Source organism: Aliikangiella litoralis, from assembly GCF_052495765.1.
The window spans coordinates 4272668-4286360 of the sequence record NZ_CP199292.1 but is presented as its reverse complement, the minus strand read 5'-3'; the positions used below and the strand labels follow the sequence as shown (position 1 = coordinate 4286360).

Annotated in this window: 10 protein-coding genes; 6 read left to right on the top strand and 4 right to left on the bottom strand. The window is 37.6% G+C overall.

What is annotated here, in order from left to right; all coding sequences use genetic code 11:
- Positions 1-25: 25 nt before the first annotated feature.
- The 4 genes from fliD to ACT5E3_RS17790 all read right to left on the bottom strand — a co-directional run bounded on the left by fliD (position 26) and on the right by ACT5E3_RS17790 (position 5472).
- A complete protein-coding gene (gene fliD / locus ACT5E3_RS17805) occupies positions 26-1405 on the bottom strand; it encodes a flagellar filament capping protein FliD (RefSeq protein WP_444994893.1) in 1380 nt (459 codons plus the stop codon).
- 217 nt (positions 1406-1622) lie between these two features.
- Positions 1623-2066: a flagellar protein FlaG gene (locus ACT5E3_RS17800; protein ID WP_444994892.1), complete on the bottom strand. Its 444-nt coding sequence runs from the start codon at positions 2064-2066 to the stop codon at positions 1623-1625.
- A 91-nt stretch (positions 2067-2157) separates the two neighbouring features.
- On the bottom strand, positions 2158-3603 hold the full coding sequence (locus ACT5E3_RS17795; protein WP_444994891.1) for a flagellin N-terminal helical domain-containing protein: 1446 nt from the start codon (positions 3601-3603) through the stop codon (positions 2158-2160).
- 423 nt (positions 3604-4026) lie between these two features.
- A complete protein-coding gene (locus ACT5E3_RS17790; RefSeq protein WP_444994890.1) occupies positions 4027-5472 on the bottom strand; it encodes a flagellin N-terminal helical domain-containing protein in 1446 nt (481 codons plus the stop codon).
- Between the two features lie 889 nt (positions 5473-6361).
- On the opposite strand from ACT5E3_RS17790, the gene ACT5E3_RS17785 reads away from it, so the two are divergent.
- The 6 genes from ACT5E3_RS17785 to fliG all read left to right on the top strand — a co-directional run bounded on the left by ACT5E3_RS17785 (position 6362) and on the right by fliG (position 13691).
- Positions 6362-7810, top strand: a complete 1449-nt coding sequence (locus ACT5E3_RS17785; protein WP_444994889.1) for a sigma-54 dependent transcriptional regulator — start codon at positions 6362-6364, stop codon at positions 7808-7810.
- A gap of 151 nt (positions 7811-7961) precedes the next feature.
- A complete protein-coding gene (locus tag ACT5E3_RS17780; protein ID WP_444994888.1) occupies positions 7962-9245 on the top strand; it encodes a sensor histidine kinase in 1284 nt (427 codons plus the stop codon).
- Positions 9235-10587: a sigma-54-dependent transcriptional regulator gene (locus ACT5E3_RS17775; protein ID WP_444994887.1), complete on the top strand. Its 1353-nt coding sequence runs from the start codon at positions 9235-9237 to the stop codon at positions 10585-10587. The genes ACT5E3_RS17780 and ACT5E3_RS17775 overlap by 11 nt, the downstream gene beginning before the upstream one ends.
- Complete coding sequence (gene fliE / locus ACT5E3_RS17770; protein WP_444994886.1) at positions 10584-10925, top strand: flagellar hook-basal body complex protein FliE; 342 nt, start codon at positions 10584-10586, stop codon at positions 10923-10925. The genes ACT5E3_RS17775 and fliE overlap by 4 nt, the downstream gene beginning before the upstream one ends.
- An 80-nt stretch (positions 10926-11005) precedes the next feature.
- Complete coding sequence (fliF, locus tag ACT5E3_RS17765) at positions 11006-12685, top strand: flagellar basal-body MS-ring/collar protein FliF (protein ID WP_444994885.1); 1680 nt, start codon at positions 11006-11008, stop codon at positions 12683-12685.
- Positions 12678-13691, top strand: a complete 1014-nt coding sequence (fliG, locus tag ACT5E3_RS17760) for a flagellar motor switch protein FliG (protein ID WP_444994884.1) — start codon at positions 12678-12680, stop codon at positions 13689-13691. Before fliF ends, fliG begins: the two co-directional genes overlap by 8 nt.
- Positions 13692-13693 lie beyond the last annotated feature (2 nt).

Sequence of the window (13693 nt, the reverse complement as noted above, 5' to 3'; positions counted from 1 at the left end):
AACCTCTTATTTAATATCGTATAAATTATTTATTTTTACCACTGGAAAATCCAGGTAAATTCTCAAATTGTTGTTTAATATAACTTTGTGTGCTATTTAATTGCGCGACTATTGCGTCCATAGTGGCGAATTGCTTGGTTAATCGTAATTCTAATTGCTCGATTCTAAGCGATAAAGAAATTCGGTCGTCTGCTATTTTTCCTAGTTGATCATTTAAAGATTGTTCACGTGATGTTATTACGCCATTGACGCCAGTATAGTTATCGACTAAGTCTCTTAACTTAGTGGCAAACCCATTGTCTCCACTGAATAATTCATCTAATTTCTCAAAATCGCTCTCTATTGCTGCATCTAAAGTATCGTTATCGATCTCTAATGTACCATCCTGCTTAGTTGATATGCCGATGGAAGATAGTGTATTAAATGAGCCTGTTGCAGTAGTAATCGGTGAAGAAAATAGATTTCTTATTTGAGAAGATGCTTGGCGTAAAGTGTAATCGCCAACTAATAATCCCGGTTGATCGGTATTGGCAGAACCGAGTTGTTTAGAGACATCAACAAAGGCATTAAAAGCGTCAACAAAACCGCTAATTAATGATTTTGTTCCTGCAGTGTCTAAAGTGATGTCTAAGGAGTCGGTTATTCCGGTAGCGTGTGTTTTGCTCACATCAATGGTGACATCTTGAATGATATCGGTAAACTTGTTAGTCGCACTGGTAGCTGTTAAACCGTCTACTTTTATCGACGCATCAGACGCAGATTGTGTTGCGACCCCCGGTGCAAGATCAGCTAAAGAAGCATCTCCACTATAAGTGATGACTAAGTCGTTTCCAGCTCCTGTTGTAGATGAATTAAATGTTAGTACACTGCCTGTATCGACACCATTGGAAACGTTATTTAATAAGTTAACTGAAACCAACCCATCATTGCCTGCAACTGCATTAATGTTGTCTCTAATTGTATCTAAAGTATCAGTTGCTGAAACAGCCACATCAAAAGTGTTCACTCCAACGGTAAATGTTAATGTGCCGTCGCCAAACGTTGTTGAACTGCCACTAGTGAAAATTTGGGTTTCATGTTTACTACCAGCTGCAAGGCTTTCCACTTCAATGTTATAACTTCCTGGTGAAGCTGTTGTAGATGCAGTTGCTGTATAGAAACTTTGATCAGATACGCTGACTGAGCGTTGAGAAAAATTCGAGCTTAAACTTAAACTCAATGCAGCACTTTTTAAATCATCAAGTGAAGAGTTGAGTGCACCTAATCCACTTAATGTCAGTGTGACATCCGTTTCAAGCCGGTCAAGACTATTGGTTTTTGGTGTTTTTTCGGCAGTGACCAATGCATCAACGATGCTTTTTACATCGAGTCCTGAACCGAGTCCACCAATACTGATTAGTCCCATGATTATTTACCTGTTTAACTCTCGATTAAATTTTTAGCCATAATAATTACCTTAAACATGTTTTTTCAAAATATTTATTTAGCTTCAATCGTTTTGAAAAAATAGGTTTAAAATAATTAATACAGTACTTCTGTTGTTTATCGCAACTTTATATTTAAAGCAATTCTTGCGCCAAATTATCAATACTAAAGAACAAGGGAGGAGAGCCCCCCTTTTCTTAAACTTTTTCTTGAAGTAAAACTCCGCTATTGCTGAGTTTATCGTCATTTAGCTCCTTCAACCGCTTGGATAAGTTAATTAATTCTTCAGGTGGAAATTGCCGAATTAATTCATCGGTTTCCCGATCAATCACTCTAACAATGGTTACACCTAGCTCATCATCAACTTTGAATTGCAGACTTCTGTCGATACTCTGATTGAATTGTTGAAACTCTTCAATCTGAGAAGCTGCAACGTCTGCTTTTTCCACAGGGGTATTATTTTTAGCTACTTGTTCGGTTTCTACCTGAACTTGAGTGAGTTTAGTGGTAGATACTTCACTAATACCTTCTTTGGTATTTTCGCTACTTTTAGAAGGCGCAGTATTGCTCGGTTGCGGCAAGCTTCTGCCACTATCCACCGAAGGCGGTTGAAAGTTGCCTGACAAATTGTATATAGCCATAGCAAATTACCTTTATTGAGCAAATGAGATAACTGGTGTTAACCAGCTATCTCGCCAAACGTTAAATTGTGATTTAACGTATACCATTAGCTTACTGAAGTAGCGACAATACTGACTGACTAGACGAATTCGCCTGAGCCAATATTGATAACCCAGCTTGTTGTAACACTTGGTTTTTAGACAAGTTAGCTGTTTCTGAAGCAAAATCAGTATCACGAATACGAGAACGTGCAGCCGATGTATTCTCAATGATACTTCCCAGGTTCGCTATTGTGCTGCCTAATCGGTTTTGAATCGCACCGAGGTTAGCACGCTCTGAGTCAATCTTTTGGATTGCCGCATCAACCACCGCTAATGCATTTTGAGCACCTGCGTAAGTTCCGATATCAACACTCTGAACCGAGCTAAAGCTACTGGTAGAAGCTGCTAAAGCAAAGACTTCTGTACTAGCTGTTGCAGTAGTGATTTGACCTTTCGAACTAGAAAGAGAAACCGAACCAACCGCGTTACCAATGACTGTACCACCTTCAGTTAAAGTGTTTCCACCAATCACAATAGAATCATTACCTGCAGTGGCATTAGCAAAAGCTGATAGTGCGATATCTCGACCGTCAGTGGTTGATAATGTCAAACTAGACAAGTTATTTGAATCAGCAAATGTCGCAGTAACACCAGAAGCAGCAGAAGAACCGTTGATTGCAGCAGCGACTGAGCTTAAATCATTCGCGTTAGTCACCGTGGCGGCAATTGCGCTACCATTTAGCGTAAAGCTTACATTACCTGCAGCAGTTAACCCGGATAATGTTGTTGAGTTAGTTGCAGTTGCGGTAATTCCAATTCCGTTAGCAGCGGTATTAATTGCTGTTGCTATATCAGCTGCACTGGCATCATCTGCATAGGCGATACCAGTAATTGTTCCGCCATCAGCAGTGGTTAAAGATAAATCAGTTTCCGCAGTAATAGTGTTAAGAACGGTTGATACAGTAGTACCTAAAACCGAACCACCTGCACTGCTTAGAACATGACTACCTAAAGCTGTGGCTCTGGAATCAGCAACTGAAACAGAAATAGTTTCATTCGCTTGTGCTCCAACTTGAATATTTTTGGATGAAAAAGTACCGTCCAACAATTTAGTACTACCAAAACTAGTAGTATCAGCGATACGACCTAATTCAGTAACAAGCTGTGTTACCTCTGATTGTAATGCCGCACGTTCAGTAGAACCATTAACATCTGAAGCCGATTGGATTGATAGGTCACGGATACGTTGCAGAATGTTGGTAGATTCTTGCAGCGCGCCCTCAGCGGTTTGTGCTAGTGAAATACCGTCATTTGCATTTCTAACTGCTACGCCCAAACCGTTAATCTGAGAAGTTAAGCTATTTGAAATTTGCAAACCAGCAGCATCGTCTCTTGCACTGTTAATACGTAGACCTGTTGATAGACGTTGAAATGTTGTTGAAAGAGCTTCGTTGGTACGGTTGAGAGAACGTTGTGCACCAATAGACGAAACGTTAGTTTGTATTACATTACCCATGATAAATCTCCTAAACCTTTGATATTTAAGTTAGAAACTCAAAATTACAAAGTGCTTAAAAAGTAAGATAGCTAAAAAACTATCCGCGTATTTTTTTTGAAAAACGTCTGAGAAACCTTTTTCAAATGCAGAATAATGCTTCAAGGGAGGTGAATCTGAGAAAAATCATCGCCTGAGAAACAATAATCTGTAGTGTTCGCTGACTGCTGAGAACAATCTGCGTTCAAGAGATTTATCGGCGCTGAAATAGGCGACTTTATTTTTTCTTAAAAAAATAATGAAAAAGATTTAATAAAAAATTTAACTATTTGAATTTTAAGGCCAAAACAAAGGTCCGTAATTTTACAGACCTCTGTTATATGCGCCTAAAGTTGTCGTACGGTAGGGGCTTTTTTAGCTTTTACGTTTTTAACTTTCATAATACTAACCCTGCAACAGGGATAGAACAGATTGGCTAGAAGAGTTAGCTTGGGACAGAATAGATAGTCCTGCCTGTTGTAATACTTGGTTTTTGGCTAACTCGGCTGTTTCTGCTGCATAGTCGGTGTCTCTAATGCGAGAACGAGCAGCCGATGCATTTTCAATGATGCTACCCAAATTAGAGATTGTACTACTAAATCGATTTTGAACCGCACCCAAATCGGCTCGTTGAGAATCAATTTTTTGCAGCGAGGCATCTAATATGTTCAATGCGCTTTGCGCACCTGCATAGGTTGATATGTCAATGCTTTCAACTGAACTAAAACTACTAGTTGCTGTTGCGCTGGTAAAAGCTTCAGTACTTGCTGTTGCTGTAGTAATTTGTCCTTTTGAGCTTTCTAGTGATATTGTACCAACCACATTACCAATAACTGTACCACCTTCAGTTAAAGTGTTTCCGCCAATCACAATAGAATCATTACCTGCAGTTGCATTGGCAAAGGCGGATAAAGCAATATCACGACCATCAGTTGTTCTTAAGGTTAAACTGGAAAGGTTATTAGGATCTGCAAATGTGGCGGTAACACCTGATGCGCTGGATGAACCATTGATTGCTGCGGCAATCGAGGTCAAATCGTTTGGATTAGCGACTGTTGCGGCAATTGCACTGCCATTTAATGTGAAGCTTACATTACCTGCCGCGGTTAATCCGGTTAAGGTGGTTGAATTAAGCGCCGTGGCGGTAATTCCTATACCATTTGCAGCGGTGTTGATGGCGGTCGCGATATCAGCTGCACTGGCATCATCCGCATAACTAATATTTGAAATCGTACCGCCTTCTGCGGTCGTTAGTGATAAATCAGTTTCTGCAGTTACACCGTTGAGGACTGTCGATACGGTAGTACCTAAAATAGAACCTGATGCAACTAATACATTGCTTCCAAGCGAGGTCGCTCGTGCGTCAGATATACTGACAGAAATAGTCTCATTCGATTGTGCTCCCACCTGAATATTTCTTGAAGTGAAAGTACCATCTAATAATTGCGTACTACCAAAGCGTGTTGTTTCGGCTATTCTACCTAATTCGGAAATTAACTGAGTGACTTCTGATTGTAATGCTGCTCGTTCACTAGGGCCGTTCACATCTGAAGCAGATTGGATGGATAAGTTACGAATGCGTTGTAATATGTTAGTGGATTCTTGCAGGGCTCCCTCAGCCACCTGGGCAAGAGATATTCCATCATTGGCATTTCGCGATGCGACGGTTAATCCATTTATCTGAGAAGTCAGACCATTCGATATTTGTAAACCTGCGGCATCATCTTTTGCGCTATTGATTCGCAAACCAGAAGAAAGTCTTTGAAAAGTTTGTGCAAGACTACCATTAACATTAACTAAACTACGTTGTGCATTCAGTGAAGAAACATTTGTCGATAATACGTTTCCCATTTTATTGACTCCTAATCTAATGACTTAAAACAACAAGCGGTCAGAGGCAAATGCTGTTTTGCAGTCTAAAAATTAATAAAAAATAATTGGGAAAGAAGAACTGAGAATTTTTCTTTCTAAAAGTAATCGCTATCTGAGAATAGTGATCAGCTTTAGTTAGGTACTGAGAATAGCTTTCTAAAGTGAAGCGGGATGAGAGTTCCCGTTCAAACAATTTATCGGCGCTAAAAAAGTCGACTTTAAATTTTCTGAAGATTTTTTTATTTGATTAGTTTTGAGGCAAAACTAAGTAGTCTGTCACTTTTTTATTAAAGTTGGCACGGGCATTGCTTTTATCTAACTAGCTAATATAAATTGTGCATAGAGCAAATCATTACCCATGATAAATCTCAATGTATTTATAAAGGCTAGGTTCTTCGGAACATTGTTTAAACTTGAGTCTTAAGTTGCTGAGAACAGCTTATTACAAGGGTTTAAGCGGAAGATTTAAAAGCGAGTGGTTGCTGAGAACAGCCACAATGCATTTATCTTCAGTCGTACGGTAAGGGGTCGCTTGACGACCCCTTTTCTTTTGCGGCAAAAAAAGGAAATTTTAGGAGGCAAAACTTTGCCCCAAAAGATACAATAGGCAATCCGCTTAGTTTATTTCAAAGTTCAGCATTCAATTTGTCATTCGATTACCATTTAAACCATAGAATAGAGCAATTAATGAGCAGTTCGTAAACTAGTTGCTCTTATTTTATTTGGTTGAGTTTTGGTTCTTTGAAAATATAACCGACAAATCTTTGACAAAAAGCTGTATTTTGACTAGAAATAAAGCTACATGCTTAATTTTTAAAGCTTTTCCACTCACGTAAAATTATTTGTTGTAATCCTCTGGACGGAAATAATGATAGAAAGTAAGAAGTTGTTAATCATTGATGATAATAAGGAACGTTGCCACGATCTTAAAACTATTTTTGATTTTGTTGGCGAGTCTTGTCAAGAGGCTGGCAGCGACAGCTGGCAATCTTATATAGAAAACTCAGAGTTGTTAATTGGTGTTTTGTTGGGGGAACTGGCGAGTTATGAAGATGTTTCTAGTTTACTGAAAGAAATTCATGCAATCGATGAAACAATGCCTATTTTAATGCTTGATGATATTCCTATGTCGGGCGGTATTTCAAGTCAACTATCTCAACAAATTGTAGGCAGGATTAGTTGGCCTCTTAAGCATAATGAAGTATTAGAAGCAATTCACTCTTGCCAATACTGTCGAGATAATCAGCATGCCTTTAGCGAAGCTAACAAATCATTAGAATTATTTCGTAGTATGGTTGGTCAAAGCGAGGCTATGCAAGATATTCGGCATTTGATTGAGCAGGTCGCTGCAACAGATGCAAGTGTGCTTATTCTTGGTGAGTCTGGAACTGGTAAAGAGGTTGCAGCTAGAAATTTACATTATCTATCTGAACGATCGGATAAACCTTTTGTGCCTATTAATTGTGGTGCTATACCTGGCGAACTTTTAGAAAGTGAATTGTTTGGTCATGAAAAAGGGGCATTTACTGGCGCATTAACGGCACGTCAAGGGCGTTTTGAGCTTGCACAGGGCGGCACAATATTTTTGGATGAAATTGGTGATATGCCACTACCAATGCAAGTAAAATTGCTTAGAGTATTACAAGAGAGAACATTCGAACGTGTCGGAAGTAGTCAATCTATTCAGGCTGATGTGCGAATTATAGCAGCGACACATAGAGAATTAGAAAAAGAAGTTTTAGAAGGACGTTTTAGAGAAGATTTATTTTATCGCCTTAATGTCTTTCCTATAGAGATGCCAGCGTTACGCGATAGGGTTAGTGATTTGCCTTTATTAATAAACGAATTAGTCGCTCGACTTGAAAATGATAAGCGAGGTTCCGTTCGGTTAAGCCCTAATGCTGTTCAATCATTAATGCAGTGTCAATGGCCTGGTAATGTTAGAGAGTTGGCAAATTTAATTGAACGTTTGTGTATTCTCTACCCTTATGGTGTTGTCGATTTAAAAGATTTGCCAAGTGATTATCAAAAAAATGAAGGTATCGAATGTTATCCACGTCCTGATTTGGCTGAAAGGCGAATTCAAGTACAAGATATTGTTAATGATGACAGTCTTGATCCAAAAACGCCATTAGCCCACTTACCTGAAAACGGTGTTAACTTAAAAGAGTTTGTTGCTAAACTTGAAATTTCTTACATCGAACAAGCGTTAGCAGAAGAAGATTGGGTGGTTGCTCGTGCTGCTAAAAGGCTTGGAATGCGGAGAACTACGTTGGTTGAAAAAATGAGAAAATATCATTTACAAAAAGCCAGTTAATTGACACACAACATCATTAAAAGCCTAAAACTTTCATAACCTTTTGAATTAAAACAAAAATAAAAGTAGGCACACAATTTGCTCTAAGTAATATAACTCAGTCGATAGGTTAATTTATTGACACTGTTTGAAACTTTGGAGCAAGATTTATATGCCACAAGCCAACCATAAGTTAACAACACAAAAAGTTTATTCTGAAATACCAATAGCAGATGTTGCTTCAGAAAATGGTATTCAACTAGATTCTGTTATGTCGGAGCTCGGTCGCTTATCTAAATCATTTGTTAATTCTTATCAAACTTTAGAAAGCCAAGTTGAAAAATTAAATGGGCAACTTAAAAATGAATCAGAAGAGAAACAATCTGCAATACAAGAAAATCAACAACTACTAATTGACAAAGCTTCACTTTCAGATCGTTTACAAAATTTATTAGCTATTATGCCAGCCGGCGTTGTTGTGATTGATGGTGATGGTAAAGTTAAAGATTGCAATGCAATGGCAACTGATATTTTAGGACGACCATTATTAGGTCAACTTTGGGTGACGATTATTAACCGGGCTTTTAAACCACAAGCAGATGATGGTCATCAAATATCATTAAAAGATGGAAGAAAAATACATATTGAAACTAAAGCATTAGATTCAGAACCTGGACAATTAGTGGTGCTTACCGATTTAACAAAAACCCGTCAACTACAAGCGGAGCTGAGTCAACAGCAAAAACTTTCAAGCATGGGAAAAATGATAGCGTCTCTAGCGCATCAAATTAGAACACCTTTATCAGCAGCAATTTTATATGGTTCACACTTAAATAATTCTCAAGTAGAGCAATCCTTAAAACAAAAATTTAGTCAAAGCTTAATGGAAAGATTGCATTATATGGAGCGTCAAATTGCTGATATGTTGAACTTTGTTAAAGGCGAACGTAAAGAGAAAAATACAATTTCAGTCAATTCTTTCTATCAAAGCATACAAAACCGAAGAAATGAGTTCTCAAAAAATATCGATTTTGAGTTTCATTTATTGAATCAATCACCAGCTTTTCTAAAATGTGATCAAGATGCGTTAGTTGGTGCTGTTGTTAATTTAATTGAAAATGCATGTGACGCATGTCAAGAGAAAGTTGATGCAAAAATTAATGTTCTATTTTTTGTTGATAAGGTATTAAAAATAGTGGTGGAAGACAATGGCATTGGTATCACCCAAGAACAGCAAAAGAAAATATTTGAACCTTTTTACACGAATAAAATTAATGGTAATGGTTTGGGGCTTGCTGTTGTTCACGGTGTGGTTATAGAGCATGCCGGAAGTATATACGTGAAATCTGAATTTGGTAAAGGTACACAATTTGAATTGGACTTTCCAATTGTTTTTAATGATGAAAAAAATATCTCATCAGTTAACCTTCAGCAGGAGAAAATTTATGAGTTCTAGTGTTCTCGTTGTCGAAGATGATCATGCTTTAAGAGAAGCATTAACTTCTAGTTTAAAAGTTTCAGGTTATCATACTTTGTCGGCTGATTGTGCGGAATCAGCTATTAGTCTTTTAAGCGGTGAAACATTACCAGATATGGTAGTAACTGATATTCAAATGGGTGGAATGAGTGGTATCGATTTATTAAAAAGTGTACGTCGTAAAAGCGCTCAGCTCCCCGTAATATTAATGACCGCATATGGTGATGTCAGTGATGCTGTTGAAGCAATGCGTTTAGGGGCTTGTGACTATTTACAAAAACCTTTTGAAGCACACAGCTTAACCAGTTTAATTGAAAATTATCTACCTAAAAAACAAAAGTCAGAAATTATTATTGAAGATCCTGCTAGCCAACTGATTTTTGATTATGCCCATAAAATAGCACAAACTGATTCGAACGTGCTTTTGTCTGGACCAAGTGGGGCTGGTAAAGAAGTCATGGCTCGCTTTATTCATCAAAACTCTGCGCGTAATCAAGAAACTTTTGTTGCTATTAATTGTGCTGCTATACCTGAGAATATGCTAGAAGCGACGCTGTTTGGTTATGAGAAAGGCGCTTTTACAGGTGCTCATCAAGCGAATGCAGGAAAGTTTGAGCAAGCGCAAAAAGGCACTTTACTTTTAGATGAAATATCTGAAATGGATTTGGCGCTACAAGCTAAAATATTGCGAGTTATTCAAGAGAAAGAAGTTGAAAGGCTAGGTGGAAAAAAGTCAATCAAATTAGATGTCAGAATTATTGCTACAACTAACCGAGATTTAAAACAAGAAGTTGCAGATAAAAAATTTAGAGAAGATCTGTATTATCGTTTAAATGTTTTTCCTATTCAATGTTTAGCTTTAAAAGAAAGGCCCAAAGATATTATTCCTTTAATTGAAAGTTTATTAGCCAATAATGACTTTGTTAAATCACGTGGTGGACTTGCCTTATCTTCAGATGCAAAAGCTAAGTTGGTTGCATACCATTGGCCTGGTAATGTTAGAGAATTAGATAACTTTGTTCAACGTTTAGCAGTACTTGCTACTGGTAGCGTCGCTACCGCAGAGGATATTCAGTTTGAAAATGATTTTCCTTCAACTGAGAATATAAAACTAAATGAAAAAAAACCGAATGAAAGTCAATTGTGCAATGATATGTTACATCATGAATTTCAATTAATTATTGAAGCAATGGGAAAGTATAATGCAAAGAAAAAAGATGTCGCTGAAGGCTTAGGGATTAGTCCTCGCACATTAAGATATAAACTTGCAAAAATGCGAGAGCTTGGATATGACATTCCAGTTAAAGGGAGTGTGAAATGAAAACAGGTATTGATCAAAATATTTTGCTAGCCCAAATGCAACGTCTTAATCAACTGGCAAAAAATGGCGCCAATCAAAATGTGACCGATGTCTCTAGCAGCAACCCTGTTAAACAGAATGACTTTGGAAATGTTTTGAATAATGCTATTGGTAAAGTCAATCAGTACCAACAGCAATCATCATTGGCTGCCTCTCAAGTTGAAACGGGAGATGGTGGGGCAAGTTTAGTTAAAGCGGTAATAGCATCACAGAAAGCGAGTGTTGCTTTTCAAGCAACCGTTGAGGTTAGAAATAAAGTGGTATCTGCTTATCAAGATATTATGAATATGCCAATTTAATTAAAAGTTAAAAGTAAGTGAGACTCATTTGAGTTAATGGTTTTGTAATCGTCTGATTAGTTTGTCAAAAAGAGGTTAAAGTGGCTGAAGCAACATCAACAGAGATGGTTCAAGTTGACAATGCGCCTCCAGGTATTTTGCCTGGAATGACAAGTTTAGCACCGTTAAAGCAAGTCGGTATTTTAATTGCAATTGCCGCTAGTATTGCCTTAGGTGTTTTTATTGCGTTATGGTCTAAAGAACCTCCAATGCGACCGCTTGAAAACTTACCTGCCGAAGCTTCTATGGATGTCATTAATTATTTAGAGCAGCAAGAAATTCCTTACCGTATAGATGCCAGTGGAAAAGTTTTAGTACCGCAAAGTCGTTATAAAAGAATACAAATTGAGTTAGGGGCTCAAGGGGTTTCAATCGGTCAAGTAAACGAAGATCCTTATCTGAAAAAAGATTCTGGCTTTGGTGTTTCACAGCGTATGGAACAAGCTCGTTTATTACGTAATCAAGAGCTCCGATTAACTTCTACTTTGCAACAGTTTAATGGCGTTAAAGCAGTTAAGGTTCATTTGGCGATTCCTAAAGAATCTTCTTTTATTAAAAATAGAAGAAAACCAAGTGCCTCTGTTTTATTAAATTTATTTTCCCGTGGTGCTTTATCTGATGAACAAGTCGATGCTATGGTTGATTTAGTTTCTGGCAGTATTCCAAATTTAGAAAGAGATAAAGTGACCATTACCGATCAGTTTGGGCGCTTATATCATTCCGGCAGTATGGATCGTTCACAAAATCAGTCATCAAAAGAATTAAATATTATTCGTGAAAGACAATCGGATATAAAAAGCCGTGTGGAACAAATTTTAACACCATTGGTGGGACTTGGCGCCTACACAGTTCAAGTTAATGTAGATATGGATTTTACAAAAAAAGAACAAACTTTGCAGTCATTTAATCCGGATTTGCCTGCTGTTCGTAGTGAAAGAACTATTGATGACTCTCGTGCTAATGGTACTGCCGCTGGTGTCCCTGGAGCATTGACTAATCAACCACCTGGTGCTGCAAATATTCCTGCAAATGCTAATAATGCACAGGTTGCTAATAATACAAATACGGCTAATGGAAATAAAAGAACAGAAGCAGAACGAAACTATGAACTGGATACGACGATTAGCCATATATTACCGCAGGTTGGTATTATTAAACGAATTAGTGTTTCGATTGGTTTAGATCATATTAATGATCCTAATAATGCAGGACAAAAAATACCAAGAGCGGATGATGAGTTAGCAAGAATTTCTCGTTTAATTCAAGCTGCAATTGGATTTAATATACAAAGAGGCGATTTAGTGAGTGTCGAATCATTCCCTTTTACATTGGCTGAAACTTTGCCTGCGCCTGAACCCCTTGCGTTTTATGAAGGTGAGTTATTTCAAACTTTGTTGAAACCTGTTGTTGGATTAATTTTAGGTCTATTATTAATATTTGGCGTCCTTAAACCAACCTTGAAGAAGTTATCGAGTGTTCCGGTTCAACCTTCAGGTAATCAAGAGTCATCGAGTATGGATATGGATCTGTCTGGTTTAGCATCGAGTGATATCGGCGATTTAGCTGATGATAAAGTCGTTTTAGCTGGTAATGATAGTTTGGAGTTGCCTGCACCAACTGTCGGGGAAGTTAAAAAATTAGAGCAAGCGAAAGGCGTTGTTAATAACAACCCTACTTTAGTTGCACAATTAGTGAAAAACTGGATTGATGACGATGGCTGAAGATAAAAAAGAAAGAAAATTAACAGGTATTGATAAAGCTGCCATCTTACTACTTTCATTGGGGGAGGATACTGCGGCTGAAGTTTTAAAACATATGGGGCCTAAAGAAGTTCAGGTTTTAGGTATGCAAATGGCCTCATTAAAAAATATTGGTAAAGGTGCGGTTGAAGATGTTGTTGATGAGTTTCTTGAAAAAGTAGAAGAGCAAACTGGTATTGGAATTGGTACAGAAGATTATATCCGAAGTACATTAAAATCAGCACTTGGTGATGACAAAGCTGGCGCATTGATTGATCGAATACTAGCTGGTGCAAATACTAAAGGATTAGATACTTTAAAGTGGATGGATGCTCGTTCAGTCGCTGATGTTATTCGCTTTGAACATCCACAAATACAATCAATAGTTTTGTCTTATTTAGATCCTGATCAATCTGCTGAAGTATTACAATTATTACCAGAAAAAGTACGAGTTGATTTAGCATTAAGGATTTCTGCTTTAGAAGCCGTGCAACCTGATGCGTTGCAAGAATTGAATGATATTATGGAAAAACAATTTACAGGTAGTGGTTCTACACAGTCACGTCAAATTGGTGGTGTTAAAACCGTCGCTGAAATTATGAATTTTATTGATGGTGCTAATGAGGCTCTTATTATGGAGTCAATAAAAGAAACTGACGAAGACTTAGCACAAAAAATAGAAGACTTAATGTTTGTGTTTGACAACTTGGTGGATGTTGATGATAGAGGTATTCAAGCGTTACTAAGAGAAATTTCAACAGACACTTTGATCATTGCTTTAAAAGCTTGTGAAGATGATATTAAAGAAAAAATATTTAAAAATATGTCTAAGCGTGCTGCTGAACTAATGCGTGATGATTTAGAAGCAATGGGACCTGTAAAATTAAGCGAAGTTGAAGCTGCGCAGAAAGAAATTTTAACAGTGGCTAGACGGATGGCTGACTCTGGAGAAATTATGCTGGGTGGTGGTGGCGAAGAAATGGTTTAGTA

Coding starts and splice junctions, on each gene's coding strand:
- fliD (WP_444994893.1), bottom strand. CDS start 1,405: ATGGGACTAATCAGTATTGGTGGACTCGGTTCAGGACTCGATGTAAAA.
- ACT5E3_RS17800 (WP_444994892.1), bottom strand. CDS start 2,066: ATGGCTATATACAATTTGTCAGGCAACTTTCAACCGCCTTCGGTGGAT.
- ACT5E3_RS17795 (WP_444994891.1), bottom strand. CDS start 3,603: ATGGGTAATGTAATACAAACTAACGTTTCGTCTATTGGTGCACAACGT.
- ACT5E3_RS17790 (WP_444994890.1), bottom strand. CDS start 5,472: ATGGGAAACGTATTATCGACAAATGTTTCTTCACTGAATGCACAACGT.
- ACT5E3_RS17785 (WP_444994889.1), top strand. CDS start 6,362: ATGATAGAAAGTAAGAAGTTGTTAATCATTGATGATAATAAGGAACGT.
- ACT5E3_RS17780 (WP_444994888.1), top strand. CDS start 7,962: ATGCCACAAGCCAACCATAAGTTAACAACACAAAAAGTTTATTCTGAA.
- ACT5E3_RS17775 (WP_444994887.1), top strand. CDS start 9,235: ATGAGTTCTAGTGTTCTCGTTGTCGAAGATGATCATGCTTTAAGAGAA.
- fliE (WP_444994886.1), top strand. CDS start 10,584: ATGAAAACAGGTATTGATCAAAATATTTTGCTAGCCCAAATGCAACGT.
- fliG (WP_444994884.1), top strand. CDS start 12,678: ATGGCTGAAGATAAAAAAGAAAGAAAATTAACAGGTATTGATAAAGCT.